At 35.5% G+C, this 20,926-nt stretch carries 11 protein-coding genes and 1 pseudogene; all 12 read right to left on the minus strand.

Going from position 1 to position 20,926, the window contains the following annotated elements; all coding sequences use genetic code 11:
• Positions 1-87: 87 nt before the first annotated feature.
• The 12 genes and pseudogenes from AW14_RS13015 to AW14_RS13075 all read right to left on the minus strand — a co-directional run bounded on the left by AW14_RS13015 (position 88) and on the right by AW14_RS13075 (position 20,846).
• Positions 88-1,098, minus strand: coding sequence for a T9SS type A sorting domain-containing protein (locus AW14_RS13015; RefSeq protein ID WP_084708892.1), 1,011 nt, complete (start codon positions 1,096-1,098; stop codon positions 88-90).
• Between the two features lie 47 nt (positions 1,099-1,145).
• Complete coding sequence (locus tag AW14_RS13020) at positions 1,146-2,570, minus strand: BNR repeat-containing protein (RefSeq protein ID WP_084708894.1); 1,425 nt, start codon at positions 2,568-2,570, stop codon at positions 1,146-1,148.
• 5 nt (positions 2,571-2,575) lie between these two features.
• Positions 2,576-5,434, minus strand: a complete 2,859-nt coding sequence (locus AW14_RS13025) for an alpha-L-rhamnosidase (RefSeq protein WP_044639200.1) — start codon at positions 5,432-5,434, stop codon at positions 2,576-2,578.
• Positions 5,435-5,510: 76 nt separating this feature from the next.
• The gene (gene rhaT / locus AW14_RS13030) at positions 5,511-6,563 is read right to left on the minus strand and encodes an L-rhamnose/proton symporter RhaT (protein WP_044639201.1); all 1,053 of its coding nucleotides are present in this window, start codon (positions 6,561-6,563) and stop codon (positions 5,511-5,513) included.
• Positions 6,564-6,743: 180 nt separating this feature from the next.
• Positions 6,744-8,174, minus strand: coding sequence for a sulfatase family protein (locus tag AW14_RS13035; RefSeq protein ID WP_245617597.1), 1,431 nt, complete (start codon positions 8,172-8,174; stop codon positions 6,744-6,746).
• A gap of 67 nt (positions 8,175-8,241) precedes the next feature.
• Positions 8,242-9,876 (minus strand): annotated as a pseudogene (locus AW14_RS15150) (sulfatase-like hydrolase/transferase).
• 26 nt (positions 9,877-9,902) lie between these two features.
• Positions 9,903-11,309: a sulfatase gene (locus AW14_RS13050; RefSeq protein ID WP_044639205.1), complete on the minus strand. Its 1,407-nt coding sequence runs from the start codon at positions 11,307-11,309 to the stop codon at positions 9,903-9,905.
• Between the two features lie 149 nt (positions 11,310-11,458).
• Positions 11,459-14,983 carry a glycosyl hydrolase gene (locus AW14_RS13055; protein WP_044639206.1) on the minus strand — a complete coding sequence of 1,175 codons (3,525 nt, stop codon included), beginning with the start codon at positions 14,981-14,983 and terminating at the stop codon, positions 11,459-11,461.
• A gap of 100 nt (positions 14,984-15,083) precedes the next feature.
• Positions 15,084-16,796 (minus strand): sulfatase, encoded by a 1,713-nt coding sequence (locus AW14_RS13060; protein ID WP_044639207.1) that lies wholly within the window; start codon positions 16,794-16,796, stop codon positions 15,084-15,086.
• 39 nt (positions 16,797-16,835) lie between these two features.
• A complete protein-coding gene (locus tag AW14_RS13065) occupies positions 16,836-18,227 on the minus strand; it encodes a sulfatase (protein WP_044639208.1) in 1,392 nt (463 codons plus the stop codon).
• Positions 18,228-18,251: 24 nt separating this feature from the next.
• Positions 18,252-19,682, minus strand: a complete 1,431-nt coding sequence (locus AW14_RS13070) for an arylsulfatase (protein WP_052647517.1) — start codon at positions 19,680-19,682, stop codon at positions 18,252-18,254.
• Between the two features lie 3 nt (positions 19,683-19,685).
• The gene (locus AW14_RS13075) at positions 19,686-20,846 is read right to left on the minus strand and encodes a glycoside hydrolase family 88 protein (RefSeq protein ID WP_044639209.1); all 1,161 of its coding nucleotides are present in this window, start codon (positions 20,844-20,846) and stop codon (positions 19,686-19,688) included.
• Positions 20,847-20,926 lie beyond the last annotated feature (80 nt).

The raw sequence follows: 20,926 nt of genomic DNA on the forward strand, positions 1-20,926 counted from the left end.
TTTATATTATCTATCCTTTATTGTCATGATAAAAAATAAATGTTGCTAATTATCAAATTCTTATTAACAAAAATTTAAAAAAGCTATCTATAATTTAATGATTTTTTTTGAAAAGGTCCTTACTGAATCGCTAATTGAAATAAAATAAACACCAGTTTCTACATGACTCATATCGATAGTTTGATTGGAATTTTTACTTACAGTTTCACTTATGATTGTACCGTAAATATTTGAAATAACCAGTTTTGAATTACTGGGTATATTAATAAGTTCTAGTTTACCATTTGTTGGGATTGGAAATACCTTTATGTCTTTAAACGATTTTGAATTGACAGAAAGGGAACTGTCGTAACACATAGATTCACTATTAGTTAAATTAAAAGCAACCGAATCAGAAACATCAACTCTTCTTAAAACCATTTTATCCATAAAAAAGAAATTTGACCTAGCATCGACAATTATAGAATAATTGCCCGCTGTATTAAAAGTTGCCCATATAAATCTAAAGGAATCTCCATCGTTAGTGTTTGTTACAAAACCCCAGCGCTGTTCAGGAGTCGAATTTATGGGGTGTCTGTTCATAAAAGCCTTAAAATAACCATTAACACTTGAACCTAAAGGACAATCTCTATTTGGATTCGTATTACAATTAGGTTTTGGTTCTAATGCAACAGCATCGGTAGCGTTGCCTGACTTTGTTGCATAAAAATCATCAGCATCAATACGAAGCCAAGCATCATTGTGCTCTCCTCCAGAACTACCTGTACCAATGCGCCCTCGCCATGCAAATCTATAGGTGCCTGGATTATTAATTTTTATGTTATATGTTATTGGCGAACCAGAAAGGGCATTGAAAGATTCTGTGCCATTCCAAAATATATAATTAATTGTTGATCCAGGTAAATTAGGGTCTGATTCACTTCCTGTTTGCCAATTTGATCCAGAAGGTAAAACACCAGATTCCATCTCAATGGTTAACAGTCCATTTTGTTCTTCGAATGGCAATACCCCATTACAAGCTGCAACTTGTGAAAACAATGGCATTGAAATTAGTAACGTAATTAAAAATAATATAATCTTTGTTGAAAATATGTTCATTATTATTAAATTTTGCACTTATTTATTTTAAAATCTTTTAAGTTTCATTATTTTATATCGATTGCTAAATCAACAACTTTTAATTCACTTGGTTTTCTTTTTCTTTTAGGTTCATCTTGTATCATTACAGATAAGACACCTTCTTTTTTCCAACGGTAAATATCTGCCAACATATCATTCATAAAAGGGCCTTTAACCGCATGTGCAATATGCCAATCTTGCCATTTGTTTTTAGCTGTTGCAACAGCCACTATCAAATCTGCACCATCAGCTTTACTACTTTTGCCTTTTATAGATTTGTTGGTTGTACCACAATAAATCATAATAAGATTATCATTTTTATCGGTAAATATTTTAGGTCTGTTACCAACTGCCATGGGTAATTGCAGACGATTCCATACACCTTGTTCATTACGCCAATAATGAAAATAGCGTTGTGCAGAAATGGGGCCCCATCGTGTTGCTCCCAATCTGCTTCCTGCCGCTTCAATGGTTTCTTGTGTTGCGTGGTACATCACTACATGTACGCGCCCGTTAGAGTCTATTACTTGACCATGATCGTTCATTAAACCCCATACTCTGGGAATGGATTGCACCACAATACCCGGAGAATTAACGTTTATAATTTCATTCAATACATTACCATCATTATTTTTCCAGGTAAATCCATGATCATCACTAAAAGCGTACATTAAATCGTGATTAGCGCCTTGGCTATTTTCGCGCCAAACAAAGGTTACATGCAATCTTCCATTCGCATCATAATCGTATCCATTAGGATACGAACAACGCGTCTCGCTTTTTCCGAATTGATCTTCAAACATTCCTAATGCCGAATCAATTTGTCTGGTATGTTCCCATTTTCCGGTTTTGGCATTGTAGTCTACCAACATGCGATCGCCATCACCAGAACCTCTTACACGATAATTCATTTGAAGATTCCCTTCGGGCGTTGGCCAAAATTTTGGATACGTTATTTTAATAGGTTTATTTTCCTCCAACTCATGTATAATGGGGCCAAAAGATGCGGCACTCCAATCCATGGTTTCTGGACTGGTTGCTAAACCCTTTTTAGAAACACGATAATGCAACGAATGTACATGATGGTCGAAGGCTAAGTGAATGGTACCATCATTAGGGCAAATGCCAAATGAAACAACATTATGTGAATCGTTACTTTTAAAATCGTAGTCTAAAAATTGAATGGTTTCCCAATCACCTTTAGGAAGTTTTCTTCTTGAAATACAAACACGTCTATCTTCATTGTAATACGCCATATATTGGTATCCTTTAAATGACGCCAACGCATCTTTTTGGTAAGTTCGACCATTAATAGCGATACCAAATTTACCATCAATGGTAAGCGCCTTGGAATCTACTGTAGAGATCCCTTTTTGCGTAATATTAACTTGTGCTTTTACAGACACCATTAATAGTATAAAAAGGCAAGATATATAGAGTTTATTTACCATTTTTTTTATTTAACGTATTGTAATAAATACGTTCCAGAACCTATTACTAAAGTCGAATTATCCTGTATTTCAACTTTCGTTTCTTTTTGAAAAACTTCAAGAGAAACACCATTAATCTTTAATGATTTTAATTCCTTGGGTGATAGAACAACTTGTGCTTTCGTATTAAAAGGCACTTCTAAATTCATTGAAAAATTTTCACCATTTAACTTCCAACTACTATGAATGGCACCATATGGTGTAGGTACCTTTACCGAAGTTTCAGTCATGGTATTTGGAAATATTGGATTTACAATAAATTCCTTATACCCAACATGTTCTTTTGAAGATTTAATACCACCTAAAGTTTCATAGAAATAAGCAGCGAAACCACTATGCATGGGGTGATTTAATGAGTTTGTTGGACCTTCCATTTTCTCCCACTCAAATTGGCGTTCTGGCCATGTGGTAAAGCCTGAATTCATAACATAGGTCTGACTAGGAAAATCTGGAGTGGTTAATATTTGATGGGCCAAATCGGCTTTTCCATGATAAGCTAAAACGGTATAGATATATCTGTTTCCATGAATTCCTGTAGAGTGATGACCACCTTTTACTGTTACAATATTGTATTCGAGACCATTAACCACATTACTTATTTCAGTTTCTGGAACCATGCCAAATTGAAGTGCTTGCACCGTAGCCGTTTGACTTTGGTACCATTTATGCTTTGTATTTGGAATAGCAACTAAATATGCTTTATTAAAAGCTGTTTTTAAAGCTTCTTTTTCTTGTTTCATTTTCAACTCATAATCAGCATCATTATTCATTTTAGCAAATCGCTCCATAATTCCCAAAACATCATAAAAATAGGCATTCGCTGAAATGATGGGGTCACATTCCATGGCTTCTGGATTTAATCGTCTATCCCAAAGAGGTGGACACCAATCGCCCATGCCGTCTTGCATAATGCCGTTGGCATCTTTAAAATTGAGATAAAAATTGGTTAAATCTTTCATTTCAGGATAGTAATCTTTTACAATAGTCTCATCACCATAATACCAGTAATTATACCATGGTAAATACATAGTTGCTACACCCCAATCAATTTTAGCGTAAGTGGATGTACGCTTACCGGGAGCTATCATGGTTGGGACTTGATATTTTATTTCTGGATTGTTATGTCCTTTTGTAGGCCGCATTTGAGTACGAATGTCTTCCATGTATTTTTTGTAGAAATCTAACATCTCGTAATTATACAGTGCATATTCGCAGAACGCATGCGCATCACCTAACCAACCACATTTTTCGCGATGCGGACAATCTTCTGGAATACCATGAACGTTATCTACTATGGTCCATTTACTAATGCTATGCATTTTATTTAAAAGTTCATCTGATGAAGCAAAACTTCCTGTCTCTTGAATATCGGTAGCCACCAAAACCGCTTTAATCATATTCGCATCTGGTTTTCTTGAAATACCTTTAATTTTGGCAAATCGAAACCCATGATAACTAAATTTTGGTTCCCATGATTCGGTTTCACTTCCTTTACAGATGTATTGATAAATTTGAGACATGCCATTAGCGCCACCACCAGTAGATCCCTGAAAGATATCTTTACCGTTGGTTAATAATGCTTCGGCTGTTATAACCTCTATAAGCTGTGCTTCCTTTTCCTTTACATTTAGTTTTACCCAACCTGCAATATTTTGCCCAAAATCGACAATCCATTCGCCATCGGCCCCTTTAAATACATTTTGAGGTTCTAAAATTTTGAGTTTTTTTATGGGCGGTATTTGTTGTGTACTTATTTTAGTTACTTCTGGTGTAACAATTTTAGCATTGCCCCAAGATGCATCATTATAATTTACTGTAGTCCAATTTCCTAATTCATACCTTGCATCATAGGTGTCTCCGCCGTAAATATTATTAAATACAATAGGACCAGTAGATTCTTTCCAAGTCTCATTGGTATAAAAATCAGACGAGCTACCATCAGTATAGTTTACCTTAATTAAACAACGTACCGTAGGCGGACCATAAGCTAAATCGTTATTTGATTCTGGGTCGTTTTTCCAAGATATGTTTTGACCATAAAAACCATTCCCCAAAATAATACCTAAAGCATTTTTGCCTTGTTGTAATTGTTTGGTAATGTTATAATTTACGTAATACGCTTGTTTATCATAATTAGAAGGTGCGGGATCTAACACATGATCGCCAACTTTTTCACCATTTAAATAAAGCTCGTAATACCCCAAAGCACAAATATAAGCTTGAGCTTTTTCAATGGTTTTATTTATGTCTATTTCTTTTCTAAAATAACTAGCTGGGTAACCATCAACGGGAATAGGCTTGTCCATCTTAGCGGTTTTGTAATCTCTAAAACGATGCGGCGAAGTTCTACTGTCGTTATTTAAGGTAATCCATTTTGATGCGTTCCAATTTTTGGAATCCATCAAACCCATTTCAAACACCTGAATATCAGACCAATTAGTAGCAACATCTGTGTCATCCCAAATTTTCACCTTCCAGTAGTATGTTTTGAAAGCCTCTAAAACATTTCCTTGAAATTTGACTAAAGCAGATTTATTACTAATCAATTTTGAAGAGTTCCATATATCAGCATCATTTTCGTTTAGTTTTTCTTTGGAAGATGCCACCAAAATATGGTATGCCGATTGCGATTTATTGAAGCCTTCTGCTTTTACAATCCATGAAAAAAGTGGGTTTTCACTTTCGATATTTTTTGGGTTTTCTTTTGAATTTACTAATAATCTCTGAAAAGACAATGATGCTTTATGTGCCGAAATTTGATTACATGAAAAACAAAAAAGGACAAAAAATAAGGATAGCACTAAAAAGGCTTGTTTTTTTTTCATTTTGATTTATATCTATAAATATTAAACAATAAAATTAACAAGCTGCTTTAAAAAAAGTATCCTGTATTGTCATGCATTAAATAGAATTGCCAATACCAACCAAAACTACAGATAGGAGAATAACAACAATTCCTGTAGCAATGGTCCATTTAGTTTTCTTAGCAACACCTTGCCATTCTTTACGATATATCCCCCAAAGGTTAGCTGTAAGAATAATGGTCGACATGTGCAAAATCCATGAACTAGCACCATTACCTAATTTACTTTCACCCATGCCGTAGAAAAAGAATTGTAAAAACCAAATCGTTCCCGCTAATGCTGAAAACAAAATATTATTGCGAATAGGTGTACTAGAATTTGTAAAATTTTTATATGATTTATTTTTTATGCTTAATAGGGTCGTCCAGATGAGATTGGTTGCTAAACCTCCCCAAAGAATCACAACAAAAGTAACATTATTGGCAAATAAATGATCGTAACCTGCTGCAACGGCAGCATCTGCAAGTGGTTTTCCTGCTTCTATACCAAAACTAAAAAAGGAACTTAAAATTCCAGATAGTACTGCAACTATGAGTCCTTTAATTAAATTGAATTCTGTAACACTTTTCTTTTTTTCCTCCTCTGAAAGTTCATTTTCTTTCATAATACCAGCCTTACCGCAAACGGCAATACCAATAATACAAATCAAGACTCCCAACAATACAATTTGTCCGCCAGAGCTCGCTAACATGTCCGAAAAAGAAGTTTTACCAACCTGAGGATTAAAATTGTAATAAATAGAAGGTACAATGGCCCCAAAAGCGGCACAAAATCCGAGAACTACTGAGTTTCCCAGGGACATACCCAAATAGCGTACTCCTAACCCATAGGATAAACCTCCAACTCCCCAAAGCAACCCCATTAAAAAAGTAAATCCTAAAATTGTGTTTGAACATGATGTAATAATTTCCATAAAACCAGGAACGGTTAAAAATGCTGCAATTGGCGGTACAATTAACCACGACATAACGCCACCAACCATCCAATAGGTTTCCCAAGACCAGCCTTTAACTTTGTTGTAAGGCATGTAAAAACTACCGGCAGCGACACCGCCTAATGAATGAAATAGAATACCTAATATTGCTTGCATAAATATATATATTTATTATTTTTTGTTAAAAAACAAATCTAGCTTCGGTGATTATTTATATTACCTAGTGTTATCATGATTCATAAGAATCTTAGAAATCTAAAACTTTACAATTTTTAGTCAATCTTTATAAAATAATCAAAACAAGTTTTATTAAAATTGCTTTTAATTAACTTAAAACTACCAATGCTTGATGACTAAATAATCCCCTTCGTTTAATGTGTTTTTTATTGAATCTGGAATTTTTCTTCGAGGCGTATCTTCGTCTAGCCTGAAACCAGCTTTTCCTTTTCCTTTTATCAGTGGCATATTACCCGGTTGATTGTTTAAAAAGTCGCCTTGAAATGTCATCCAACTAAATAGGTCTTTGATTAATCGCTCTTTAATCTCTTTTAATTCGGGTTTGTTTATTAGATTATTTTGTTCGAAAGGGTCGTTTTTCAAATCATACAATTCTTCAAAGGGTTCGTTTTTAAAAGCGGTAGCGCCTCTACGAATGAAAAAATCAACATTTGGTTTATTTGTTAGATTCTTTTCTACCACTTCAATGGAATTAAAATTTCGGATGTATTTGTAACGGCTATCACGAATCATTCGAGACGGAAAAACTTCAGAATTCAAAATATTTTGATTTGTCCGTACGCCATAAACGTATTTATTAATTTCAATATCCTGCCCTTTTAGAATTGGCAAGAAGCTTTTGCCATCCATATCAGCTGTGGCTTTACCACCTGCAATATCCATAAATGTGGGCAATACATCGGTATAATGTATGAGTTGATTTGATTTGGAACCCGGTATAATTACCTTGGGCCAACGTACCACAAAAGGTACTTTCAAACCAATATCTTTTACTGTAAATTTCCCAGAAACACCATGGTCTGCGCTATATATAATTAGGGTATTGTCTCCTAAATAGTTATCAGCAGCCGCAAGCACTTGGTCTAATTGTTTGTTATCTTCTTCAATGCTTCTGTAATACCCTGCTTTGTCTTTTATAAAAGCAGCATTGTTCTTTTTGCTTTCATTGAAAGGGTAAAACTTGATGTCATTTGCAGAAGCACCATCCACATTAAAATACTCCGAATGCGGATAATATGATGTTATGAACATACAAAATGGCTTATTGGCCGTTTTAAAATATCTTTGAATACTATCAATTGGAATATATTCTCTTGGGCCTTCGGGTCTTTCTACCGCATGCCATTCTTTGTCCCAATCAAAAACTTCATCAGGACTCACATGACTTTTTCCTGCCAAAACCACTTCATAACCAAGTTTTCGCAGCTGCTTGGTAATACTAACGATATCGGGTTTTACTTTGGAATGATTCGCAAAACAACCGTTTTTCAAAGGATATTTCCCTGTAAATAATTGCGATCTACTAGGGGCACATATCGCCTGACCTGTAAAGGCATTTTCGAACAAAATCCCTTCTCTAGCAATTCGATCGACTGCGGGGGTTTTAACTTTTTCGTTCCCATAACAACCATAATCATACACATCTTGATCATCAGACAAATAAAATATAATATTGGGTTTTGTGTTTTGACTCTGTGAATTTTTAACATTCGCTACTTCTTGCTTCTTTTGAGCCGAGCATGAAATCATTGTTAAAGAGATACATCCAAAGAGAAGCAGTTTCAGATTATATTTTTTCATTTTCAATAGTATATAATTATTGTTTGTATTTGCTAACTGCATCTGCTTTTGGATAAGGTACTGTATTTCCGTTTTTTATAAAAGTACCCGTAGGAGCCATATTTGCTTTTAACCAAGCTAGCATATCAGCATTCATTTTTAAAGCAATCTTCATATTTTTTGAAGTTGGCTTTTCTAAAAGATTGTCTTTCTCTCCCAAATCTTTTTTCAAATTGTACAAAGCAAATTCTTCTGTTTCATAAAAATAAAAAAGCTTATAATAGGCATTACCAATGCGTTTTTGAATGAGTGTGGTAGGCGAAAACCTTTCGTCCATATATCCTGGGAGGTGCCAAAACAAATTGTCGCGTTCTATACGTTTTTGCTTCCCCTGTAAAATACGTGCAAAAGATGCGCCGTCGTATATAGCTTTTTCCCCATTAGCTTTTTGTAATGAAGCAATATCTACTCCTGCAAAATCAGCTAATGTTGGTAAAAAATCAATACAATGCACTGCTTGATTTGAAACTGAATTCTTTTTGATTACATTGGGAAATCTAAAAATTAATGGGACTCTAATACCTCCTTCGTCTAAACTTCCTTTTTTGCCTTTAAGAGGTACATTATCAACCAATCCTCCGATATCTGAATAAAAAATAAACAGGGTGTTATTGGTTATATCATCTGAAAAATCACCATCACCATTTGGGTCTTTCAAGGCATTATTAATTTTACCCACATTTTGATCTAAAAGTTCTATTAAAGAAGCGTATTCTGCTTGTTTTTCACTTAAACCTCTTTTTAAATATTTCTCGGTTAAATCTTTACGACCAACAACATCTGAATGAACCGCATGAAAGGGCACGTAAAGAAAAAATGGCTTTTAAGTATTTGCTTTTTCTTTAATATAATCTACCGAAAAATCACCAATGGCATCTGTAAGGTGCTTAGGTGTTCCTACTAAAACCGATTGATTACTATTCTTTTTGTATGGCGATAAGTTTTCATCTATATATTTTTGACTATACGGATGCGCATATTTATCAAAGTAATCCGATCCAAAAGTCCATCCATTGCCATCTGAATGCAATGCTAAATAATACGACTTCGTTTTTTCTCCATTTACAGTAGCCGATATCTCATTATGAATGTCGGCAGGTAAGTCGATACCATAGTCGCCTCTCAAAGGATGTGGTGTACCATGACTTTTGCCAATTAAAGCAGTTTGGTATCCTTGTGTTTTGAGTATATCGAAAATATTAATTCCATCTTCTAAAATTACTTTTTGCTGCTCATGAGGCTCAATTAGCACATTTGGAAAACCTTTTGTTCGTTTGTCTTGTCTTTTTAATGACCCAACATTGTACACGCCGTTATCAACACCTGTGGCGTATTGCCCGCTTATCAAGGCAGCACGTGTTGGCGCACAGTTTTGATTGGTATACGCATTAGTAAAAGACATGCCTTGGGATGCTAATTTATCAATCTCAGGGGTTTGAAATATTTTAGAACCATTATTGAAATTAGTATTGCCCGTGCTTACATCTGTCCAGCCTAAATCGTCTGCTAAAATGAATACTATGTTGGGTTTTGATGCGTGTTGACTTTGACTATTTCCTGAGAAATAAAATATGGAAATTAGTATTAAAACTAAATATTTAGCTTTTGACATTGGTAACTATTTATTGCTATTAAACATTAATTTTTTCTTAAAAAATCCTTTCCCCATTTTGCCCTTAAATCAGCAGCTAATTCATTTACCTTATTTTGATATTCTGGTTTTTCGGCTAAATTATCCAACTCTAAAGGGTCGGTTTTATGGTCGAAAAGCATTCGAGCGTAGGCTTTCCCATGATCGTCTGTCCATTCGGTATAAAATAAATCGCCCTTTATTAAGGTTACGGCATCTTTAAACTTGCTCACTGCCCAGTTTTTATCACTTTTATTTCCGTTAATAATGGGCACAAAACTTTTGCCTTCAACCGTACTTGGGATTTTCAAACCTGCCAGTTCTATTAACGATGGATAGACATCTACATACTCAACAATATCGTTGCTGATAGCACCATTAGTTTTTCCTGGTACTTTAATGATTAATGGGGTTTTAAGCGCTGTTTCGAAAGTAGAATGTTTGCACCACAGTTTGTGGTCGCCTAAATTCCAGCCATGGTCGCCCCATAAAATCACAATAGTATCTTCCTCTAAGTTCAAGCGTTTCAATTCATCGAGAACCAAACCAATTTGTGCATCAACATAACTTACGCAGGCATAATAACCGTGAATCAATTCTTTAGCCAAATCCTCTGATAATTCACCTTTCTTTGGAATTCCACCATACAGGCGCAATTCGCCATAATTATGAAATGCTTCTTTGGGAGTCGTTTCGGGTTGAACGTAACTCTCCGGCAGTGTGATGGAATTTCTATCATACAAATCCCAGTATTTTTTAGGAGCGTTGAATGGCAGGTGGGGTTTCATAAAACCTAAAGCCAGAAAAAACGGCTTGTTTTTGTTTTTCAGTTTGCGCAAATCGGCAATCCCTTTTTGAGCAATTTTACCATCAAAATAAGCGGTATCATCCACATTTGCATTTTCAAAAGCAGCTCCTCCTATTTCCGAAAGGTTTGCACTGGCATTCTTTTTAATATTCTCTGCCAACTGATAATCACGAATATTTCCTTTTGGAAACCAACGGCTGTCCCACGCCTCTTTATCATCTTTTTGATGATGGTATATTTTTCCGTTGGAAATAGTTGTATAACCATTATTCTTAAGCAATAACGGCAGTGATACGGCTTCGGGATTGTCTTTGTCTTTTTCGGTATAGGCATCAATAAAACGATAACGCGTAGGCCTTGTGCCCGTTAAAAGACTGGCTCTTGAAGCACCACAAACAGGAATATTGCAATAGGCTCTGTTAAAAACCAAGCCTTCAGCAGCCAACTTATCTAAATTAGGCGATTTGATTTGGCTGGCACCATAACAGTTCAGTTCCGGACGTAAATCATCCACCGCTATAAAAAGGATGTTGGGCATTGTCTTTTTGGGCTGTGCAACAGTGCTCAAACCAATAAATAAAATAGCTATTGATAAGATTTGCTTCATATAAAAGTTTTCTTTAAATCGTTAATTCTGCTTGGAATATCACTTACAGGTAGCGGCTAAGCCTCTACCAGAAACAAATAATGCCAAGATTCAAATTTATTTTAAATCTTCTTAGATGTTGTCCTGTACTGTGCTGAATTCATTCCAGTCTATTTCAATTTTTCCACTTTTGAAACTATAATTTTAACAGGTCCCAATAAGCCCGATTGAAGTAATTTAGAATCTTTGTGCCAATGCTTAAAGGCTGCAAAAGTGACCCGATTTGTTGGGCGGTCAGTATTGTTTAAGAGCCATTCGGGCCACTCATTAACTACCGAACCTTTGTATTTATAATCTGAAGGTAATTGTTCATCACCAATTAGTCGATTAGGCCAAAGATTGGTAATTTTTACCTCTAGTGTATTTGTGCCTTTTACAACAGCTTCATCAATATTAATTCTAAAAGGTGCTTTCCATAAAATTCCAAGATTTTTGCCATTTAAATACACTTCGGCTATCTCTTTTACATTTCCTAAATCTAACTGTAAGCAAATATTAGATTTGAAAAATTTGGATGGAACTTCAAATTGTTTTTTATAGCTGGCTGTACCCGAGAAATACCTGATAGCATCGTTAGAAGAGGTAGTCCACGACGTTAAGCTGTTGAACGTTTCTTTTAAAACCGTTTCGTTTTTCTGCGGAAAACTAACATCCCATGCACCAGTTAATACCATAGGTTCAGGGACTGATTTCACCTCTACTGTTTTTGTTTTTCCTGCGGAAGTACGATAGGTAATTTTACCAGCTAAAGGCGTTACCCAATTTAACATTCCATCTTCATAATTCAATTTTGATTCAGGTGATACTTTTGATAGTCGCAATATGCCTCCATCCGATACTACAACTGTTTTTTCTTCATCATTTGTAACATATACAATACGTAAGGATTTTTTAATTGAGCTATCTTTCTTTTCCGAAAAACTGTCATTGACTGGTATTTCGAATATTCCTGAATTCACCATGGCATTAACTTTGTCAGTTACATCGTAAACTGGCTTATTAGGTGGAATACCATCGATTCCCCTTTTAAATTTTCCAAAAACAGCTTTCAAGATTTCCAATTTCCCACTGTCAGGTGCAGCGACTTCCAGCCATTCGCGTTCCATAGCATTTTTCTCCAGAATTTCTTGCCCTATTTTATATTGAATACGCAATTCCTTTTTGTAGCCCGGAGCTGGGTCGCCTACACAGAGGTCTCTAGTTGCTTGTATTTTCAGTAGATTATTTAGAACACTATTTGAAACGACTTCTGTAACGTCAACTACGCCATCAGGTAAAAATGTACCGTATTCCGCTTTTATAATTTTTAAGTTTGGCAGTGGTTCAACTTTTGGCTTTTGTAACGCCGTTGTAGCACTTACAATATGATGTTCTAAATCATCCGAAATTCTAAAAACCACAAAAACAGCTGCTTCTGAAGCAAACGGTATGGAAACCGTAGTTGTTCCATCGCCGTTATTTTTCCATACTGAAGCTTTTGTAATTTCTCCTGTTTCGGCATTCCAAAATTCAGGTTGTTTGCCGGTAACCCTAAAACGGCATTCAAGATTTCTACTTTCCTTTAGTGTGTTCACTACAAAATAGATGTCTGTGTCTGCTGTTTTTCGGTGGATAAAATCTAGAGCTTCTGTACTTTCTTGCTGAACAGAAAAATCAGGAGGGAGCTTACTCTTTTTTAGAAAATCCAAAATTGATAAATCATTTATGAGTCTGGAATCCCATAATTTAATAGCCGTATCTCTCACCTGTTCATCACATTCTGGATAATTTTGAAGGCTAGGTGATTTTCGTGGTTTTGTACCCAAAATAATAGCGCCACCGTTTACCAGCGCTTCTATTTTAGCCAATGTTTTAGGTGTCATCCAAGGCGTTGAGGGAAGTACCAACGCATGGTATGTATCGCCAACTGTGGTGCAAATTAAACCATCCCTTACCGACAATTCGTTTATTTTATTGGAACCTATCACGTCATAATCGTATCCTAAGGCTTTTATTTCTGGCATCAATAAGGCATCATTTGGCGAAGCTTCTCCTGTAAACAGCAAAACATCGGCAACAGATTGACCTTGTTGTAATAAAAACTGACCCCGATTGATATAGTTTACAAAGGGTTTACTTTGGTTCCACCAAGTATTCAAACGGTTAAAATCAGTTCCAAAAACCTGTAAAGTTAATCCAGGGCCTACATCCCAAGGTTGATGTACATAACTGTGAAAAACGAAGCGATTAATACCCTGCGCCCAAGCCAAATCGCCCATCGCTTTAAGTTTACTAGGGTGCTGGTCCCATCCACCCATACCTGTAAATGACTCCGCCTCGGCAATGTTATTGCCATTTAATTTGGCTATAGAAGCAACAAATTTTGGGGAATCGAAAAACGCGAGACTTCCGCTCCAAAACTCAGACATCACTAAATCGGCCGACTCGCCCACCTGCATATTATCGAAAGGTCCCCAATAAGGTTCGGTGGAAAACAGCATACCGTGTTGATGGCTAAGAGCTGCTAGCCTTCCGTAATAATTTTTTGCCATTAAATCGCCAATCGTTCGACGGAAGTCCCAAAGAAATCGTTCGGATGCTTCGCCACTTTCTACATAATAACCCGCCAGCGTAGGTAAATATGAATGACAATCATAAGAACGAAGCCTTTTGAATTCCGTAGCAAAATCCTTAGTCCAGTTGGTTGTTCCCACTTCATAACTATCTAAATGGCATCTTTTAACTACCGAACCTACTAAGGTATCCAGTTTGTTAATAATAGGCATTATGCTTTCATTCCAAAATAAATCAACAGCTTGGGTACTCATTTTGTCGCATTCTAATCCACGGCCGCCATCACTAGGAAAACGGTTCATCTCAGCAGTTGGGGTGTGTCCCATACGCAAAATCACCCATTCCCCAGCAGGTGCCTTCCAAGTTAACGAACCATCAGAATCAAGTTTCGATGTTAAATCAATAATGTCTGATTTCTTTATAACTGCCAAATCTGAAATAGTTTTATCATCGGGGTTTAAATGATTTCGGACTTTATGAGAAAGACTTTTAATATCCAAATCATGAATACGTACATCGCTTTTGGGTTTTGGGAATGCGAGTATCGCAATGTCTTTATAATAATCTAATTTGATTTTTGGTTGAGGCAATTTACCTTTGAATATGGTATTGCCTGAATGTATGGTTTCTGAATATACCAGTTCTTGCATTGCATTTTCAGGGGTAATTGCAGGACCACCAGATGAGGACCAGCCAGCACCATTATGAAAGCCCAACTCCAGACCCAACCGTTTGGCTTCTAAAGCAGCGAACTTAAAGAGTTCTAACCATTTTGGACTTAAATAAGGCGCAACGCCCTCTGGGTTGCCCAAACTCACATTAAACAGTATCGCGCCTTGAATACCAACCGTTTTCATCGCTTCCAAATCGGCTGTTATACCTGCTTTTGATACATTGCCGTTTATCCAAAACCAAATGGTTTGAGCTTTTGCAGATGCTGGAGGATTTTGAAAATTTTGTTCGAGGGTTGTGTTTTGCGCTTTAACTTCCGATTGGAACAAACACAACAACAAGCTTGCTAAGACGGTTATGTTTAGTAGTGTTTTTAATTTTTTTAGAAAACTTTTTTGATTCATTATCATATGTAATGATGTTAAAGAATACTCTCTATTTTAATTATTCTGGTTGCAGAAATCTTGAAAAAAATCACCCACAAAGAAACATTTTTAATCATGACAAAAGCTAGTTAGCACTAGCCGCAACATTTCCGCCTTCATTATAAATTTTCAATAAATCAACGAAAGGAACATCATGAACATCCTTCTCTAGATTGTAATTAAGGTTTAATTTGGGCCAATAGGTAGATTTTACATTTTCTTTTGTCCAAGCCATTAATTTGTCAAATAACCTGTTAGTGAGTTCAGGCATTTGTTTTGCAAGATTATTAGTTTCCGAAATATCCTTTCCTATATTAAACAGTTTTAAACGACCATGCCAATCGAAAATTAACTTATAATCCCCTTCACGAATAGCGGAGTGTGGTGTTAAACTCAGTCCATCGTAAGGATTATTATAAATTACATTAAAGGGATAATACCAATAATGTGTGTTGCGTTTGTAACTATTTTTTTTGTTATCTACATCATTCAACAACCCAAATAAACTTCTACCATCAATGCTATTTTCTTTCTGATAATCGAATCCAGGATTGTAACCTGCCGCTTCTATTAGCGTTGGAAAAATATCACTACAATCTACAACCTGATGGCTCCATTTTCCTTTGGCAATAGTCCCTTTCCATCTAAAAACCAGTGGAACCCTGATTCCGCCTTCGGTTAGACAAGCCTTTCCTCCTGTAAGCGGATAATTACTGGTGATTTTCCCGTTTGGAGTCACTCTATAATCTATTCCGCCGTTATCCGACATAAAAACCACCAGGGTATTATCATCCAAACCTAATTCTTGTAATTTATCTAAAATACGACCAACAGAATTATCTAAAGCCTTTATCATTCCTGCATAATATTCGTCTTTATGATTGTTCCAACCACTTGTTTTTTTGTTTTTAAAATAATCAACATCCTCTTTTTTAGCCTCATACGGCCCGTGTACTGCAAAATGAGACAAATACAAAAAGAAAGGTTGTTCGGTAGATTTAGATTGCTTTTCAATATACCTAATAGCATGCTGAGTCAAATCATCGGTTAAATAATTCTTGCCTGTTTCTTCCCCACCATTGCCTACATAATTATAATCTTGTGGAGCATTTGGAAATCTTGATTTCGATCGATTGTTCCAAATTGACCGCCAATTAATGTATTTAGAAGCGCCTGCATCGAACCAAGCTGGAGCTTCATCAAACCCTTGATCGAGCGGTGTATAACCTTTTGCACCATGCCCTCCCAAATGCCACTTACCTATAAAACAAGAATTATAATCTGTTAGAGCTTCAGGAATAGTGGTTTCATCCCATCCGTTATCGGGTGCAGCGCCTGATGGAAGTGCCGTATTTGAACTTCCATTGAGCCAAGCCATTTCAATTTTAATGTTATCACTGTGATTAATTACATCGTGCGCATAACTACCTTCGGGAACAGGTAAATTTTGATTATAATAGGTTGCTCTTTCGGGTGTTGCAGTTGTAAAACCAAGCCTCGCGGCATACTTTCCTGTTAACAGACTTGACCGGGTGGGCGAACATAACTGATTCGCATAAGCTTGATCAAATGCAACGCCTTCTGAAACCAAACGGTCGATATTTGGAGTTTCATAATACATAAGGTTTTTACTAACTCCCAATGTATGTGCGGCATAAGCCTGTGTATCCATATATCCGAAATCGTCGGCCAATATAAATATAATATTAGGCTTAGGCTTAGGCCCATTGCTACAAAAACAACCTGAAGATATTAAAATAATAATTAACGGTATTTTTAGTTTAAAAAAAGGTGACATAAAATTATTTTTTCGTTACTAGAAAAACTACTACTAAATTTAATTAATATATTTTGGATTAATCATAGTAGGTAAAGGCGCATTCGTTTGTTTCCACCAATTTTTAAGAATTCCTAACAACTCTTCTCGTTTCTTAGGGTTTTCTTTTGCAACATTTATTTGTTCACCTATATCTTTAGATAGGTTATATAGTTCAACGCCATTATCTTCAAAATAGTAATGTAATTTCCAGTTTCCTTTGCGAATTACGGAACCAGGACGTGTACGAAATAAAGGGTCTCTATTTTCATTATCCTTTTGATTATAGGCTTCTAAATATATGGGAAAATGCCAGAACAAGGAGCGTTTTAAAGATTCTGTTTTTCCTTCTAAAACAGCAGATAGTGTATTACCATCTAATGTTAAACCAGTGTTCTTTATCCCTGCGAATTCTAATATTGTTGGAAAAATATCCAGATTGGTTATAGGTACATCGCTTTGAGTATTTGGTTTAATTTTATCACTAAATACAAAGAAAAAAGGTTCTCTTATTCCGCCTTCGTAATAACTTCCCTTTCCTGCTCTTAGTGGTTTTTGTTTGGTAATACCGTACACGCCTCCATTGTCTGAAGTAAACACAATTAACGTATTATCGAATAGATTCTTTTCCTTGAGCTTTTTAACAAGTAAACCTATATTTCTATCCAGATTTTCAACCATCGTAGCATACTCAGGATTATCTTGACCGTTCGAACCTGGCTTCTTTTTGTATTTATCCAATAAACTTTTTACTGGCATAATTGGCGTGTGCACCGCATAAGGCGAATAATACAGAAAGAATGGTTGCGCAATGGTGTCTACAAACTTTATGGCGTTCTCCATTACCAAATCGGTTAAATAATCGCTATCCCCTTTTTCTAGTTTGACATTTTTATAAGGTGGATAATAACTTTGAGGAGCACCTGCATGACTTCCTCCTATATTTACATCAAAACCATATTCTAAAGGATTATGACTCAAATGCCATTTTCCAGCATGACAGGTTGTATAACCATTACTTTTTAAAACTTTCGGAATAATATTGTGGGTTGGTGCTAAAATTGTTGTATTCGGGGTTGGAATGAGTTTACGGTCTTGTGACTTACCTCTTTCAGAAGAGTTTACGGTATAAATACCGTGACGTGGTGTCCATAACCCAGTCATCAAACAAGCTCTACTTGGAGCACAGTTTGCTGAGGCAGCATAACCATTGGTAAATACCATACCTTGTTGCGCCAAAGCATCAATATTAGGAGTTTCATAATATTCACTTCCCATAAAACCGACATCTTTCCACCCCATATCATCAATATTTATAATTAAGATATTGGGCTTAGTTTTATCTTTAGATTGTGCGTTTAATGAGCTTATTACTACAAAAAAAACAGCACATATAATTTGAACTTTTCTCATTTTTATTAATGCCTTTTAAATTGATTATTCTTTACTTGAAGCCTTTTTTTCCAAAGGAAATTCAGGATGCTCAGTACGTGAATTTTTTATCCAATAAAGTAATTCTTTTGATTTTTCTGGATATTTTTCAGCCAAATTGTTCTTCTCGCCAATATCCACACTTAAGTCGTAAAGCTCAATCGGTTTATTTTTGAATTTTACGGCTTTCCAATTGTCTTTTCTAACAGCTTGAATTGGACCAGCACTTTCATTAAACTCCCAATATAGGTAATCATGTTTTTCTTGTTTTTTATTGTTACCTAAAAGGGTTGGCACATAAGAAATACCATCTACCTTATTACTTGGTTTTATTCCTGCCAATTCACAAGCCGTAGGTAAGAAATCCCAAAATGCTGAGATATGATCTGTTTTTGAGCTTGCTTTAATTTTATTTGGCCAATAGGCTACAAATGGCATGCGAATACCGCCTTCGTATAAATCTCGCTTATGCCCTTTAAAATCGCCATTACTATTAAAAAACTCATTCTTTAAGTCGTCGTATTCATGACCATTATCACTGGTAAAAACAACTAAGGTGTTTTCGGCTATTCCTAATTCTTTTAGTTGTTTTATTAAGTCACCAATATGCCTGTCCATAGTAGACACCATAGCTGCATAAGTGGTATGTCCATCTTCGTCGTGACGGTAATGTCCAGGAACCATCTTGCGCTTTGGCCAACCTAAATTAGTATATTGTTCCTTTTCTTTTTCAAGAATAGTTAATTCAAAATGCGGAATAGTATAGGCCAAATAAAGGAAAAAAGGTTTTTTATAATTTTTATTAATAAAGTTTGTTGCTTTTTCAGTCATTAAGTACTGGATATGCTGTCCTTTTTTGTTTTGAGGATCATTACCTTCCAGTTTGAACACTTTATCATTTTCAAATATTCTTTCTGGGTAATAATGATGCGCTGGTGAGTGCTGATTAAACCCGTAGAAATAATCAAATCCTTGTTTATTGGGTAAACCCTCGTTTAAATTTTCAGCCAAACCCCACTTACCAATAATTCCTGTGGTATAACCTGCCCGTTTTAGTTCTTCAGCTACGGTTACATCTTTAGATTCCAAATCCACAGGCTTACCACTTGCTGTCCATTTAGGATTACCACGTACCGTACAATGCCCCGTGTGTTTTCCTGTCATTAACACAGCGCGTGATGGTCCGCATACTGGTGAACCACTGTAGTGATTGGTAAAAACCATTCCATTGGCTGCCAATTGGTCTATATTTGGCGTTTTAATTTTAGTCTGACCATTAAAGCCCACATCTCCATACCCCAAATCGTCTGCAAGAATAAAAATGATGTTGGGTTTTGAATCTACAATGATCTCTTTATCTAATTGTTTGCTTTTACATCCTACTAAAAAAACAAAGATAACTAGAAAAAAAAATGGCCTATATAATCGTATATTCATCGTTTATTTATTTAATTTTTTCAATCGTAATAGTGCCTCTAAGTAATAATAATCGGCATAATTAATAGGCACATCAATTTCACCATTCTTAGGAAAATTACCTACACTATGCATTAACAAAAACCCTTTATTTTCTCCATATTTTGAAAAATATTTATCAGAACTCAAAGAAGTAAGAATTTTTGTGGCAAGATTTTTATACTGGGGATTATTTATATATTGATACAATTCGATAAAAGCTGAAGCATATAGCGCTCCTGCAGACGCATCTTTATACATGATTTTTGGGTCTTTTACATCAAAATCCCAAACAGGCACATAATCATCCGATAAATTAGCCGTAACTAATTTGGCCACATTTTTGGCTTGTTCTAAATACTTTGGGTCTTTTGTATAACGGTAACACATGGTGTAACCGTATAAAGCCCAACCTTGTCCTCTCGCCCATCGGCTGTCATCTGCAATTCCTTGATGGGTTAGTTTTTTAAAAACAGTTCCGTCTTTTGGATTGTAATCTACCACGTGCCATGTACTATAATCTTTTCTGAAATGATTTTTTAAAGTAACATCTGCATGACTTATAGCTACGTTTCGATATTTTTCGTCGCCTGTTAAAATTGAGGCTTCAAATAACATTTCAAGATTGAGCATGTTATCAATAATAACTGGAAAAGTCCATTTATCTTTTCCAAAATCCCAACTTTTAATACAGCCCACTTTGGGTTCGAATCTTGAAATTAAAGCATTAGAAGCATCAATCACTACTTGCTTATATTTTTCATCCTTTGTTAGTTTATAACCTTCACCAAAGGAGCAATAAAACATAAAACCTAGATCGTGCGTGGTATTTACGTCTTTTGCCTCAATAAATTGGTTTTGAAAATAGTCGGCTGCTTTTTTCCATTTCTCATCTTTAGTGCTTTCATATAATTTCCAGCATACACCCGGAAAAAATCCTTCGGTCCAATCCATATTGTGTTTCACCCAATCAATATTGCCATGCTCATCAAGGCTTCGAGGTATTTTATTGACCATATATGCTGAATCCAGCAGTACTGAATATTGTTTATCCGATTTTTTAATGTTGGTTTCAATAGCCAGTTGTTGACTTTTGCAACTTGTAATACTTATTAAAACAATAAACGAGAAAACTATTTTTTTCATTGTATTATTGATATAACGTTTAAATTTTTATTGAGCAGTATCTGTTCTTGATTTCAATTTTGGGATTCAATTTTATGAAT

The organism is Siansivirga zeaxanthinifaciens CC-SAMT-1 (assembly GCF_000941055.1).
Classification (GTDB): Bacteria; Bacteroidota; Bacteroidia; order Flavobacteriales; family Flavobacteriaceae; genus Siansivirga; species Siansivirga zeaxanthinifaciens.

Excerpts from the sequence above, each read along its gene's own strand:
- AW14_RS13070 (WP_052647517.1), bottom strand. The coding sequence starts at position 19,682 with ATGAATATACGATTATATAGGCCATTTTTTTTTCTAGTTATCTTTGTT.
- AW14_RS13055 (WP_044639206.1), bottom strand. The coding sequence starts at position 14,983 with ATGATAATGAATCAAAAAAGTTTTCTAAAAAAATTAAAAACACTACTA.
- AW14_RS13025 (WP_044639200.1), bottom strand. The coding sequence starts at position 5,434 with ATGAAAAAAAAACAAGCCTTTTTAGTGCTATCCTTATTTTTTGTCCTT.
- AW14_RS13065 (WP_044639208.1), bottom strand. The coding sequence starts at position 18,227 with ATGAGAAAAGTTCAAATTATATGTGCTGTTTTTTTTGTAGTAATAAGC.
- rhaT (WP_044639201.1), bottom strand. The coding sequence starts at position 6,563 with ATGCAAGCAATATTAGGTATTCTATTTCATTCATTAGGCGGTGTCGCT.
- AW14_RS13020 (WP_084708894.1), bottom strand. The coding sequence starts at position 2,570 with ATGGTAAATAAACTCTATATATCTTGCCTTTTTATACTATTAATGGTG.
- AW14_RS13035 (WP_245617597.1), bottom strand. The coding sequence starts at position 8,174 with ATGATTTCATGCTCGGCTCAAAAGAAGCAAGAAGTAGCGAATGTTAAA.
- AW14_RS13060 (WP_044639207.1), bottom strand. The coding sequence starts at position 16,796 with ATGTCACCTTTTTTTAAACTAAAAATACCGTTAATTATTATTTTAATA.
- AW14_RS13015 (WP_084708892.1), bottom strand. The coding sequence starts at position 1,098 with ATGAACATATTTTCAACAAAGATTATATTATTTTTAATTACGTTACTA.
- AW14_RS13050 (WP_044639205.1), bottom strand. The coding sequence starts at position 11,309 with ATGAAGCAAATCTTATCAATAGCTATTTTATTTATTGGTTTGAGCACT.
- AW14_RS13075 (WP_044639209.1), bottom strand. The coding sequence starts at position 20,846 with ATGAAAAAAATAGTTTTCTCGTTTATTGTTTTAATAAGTATTACAAGT.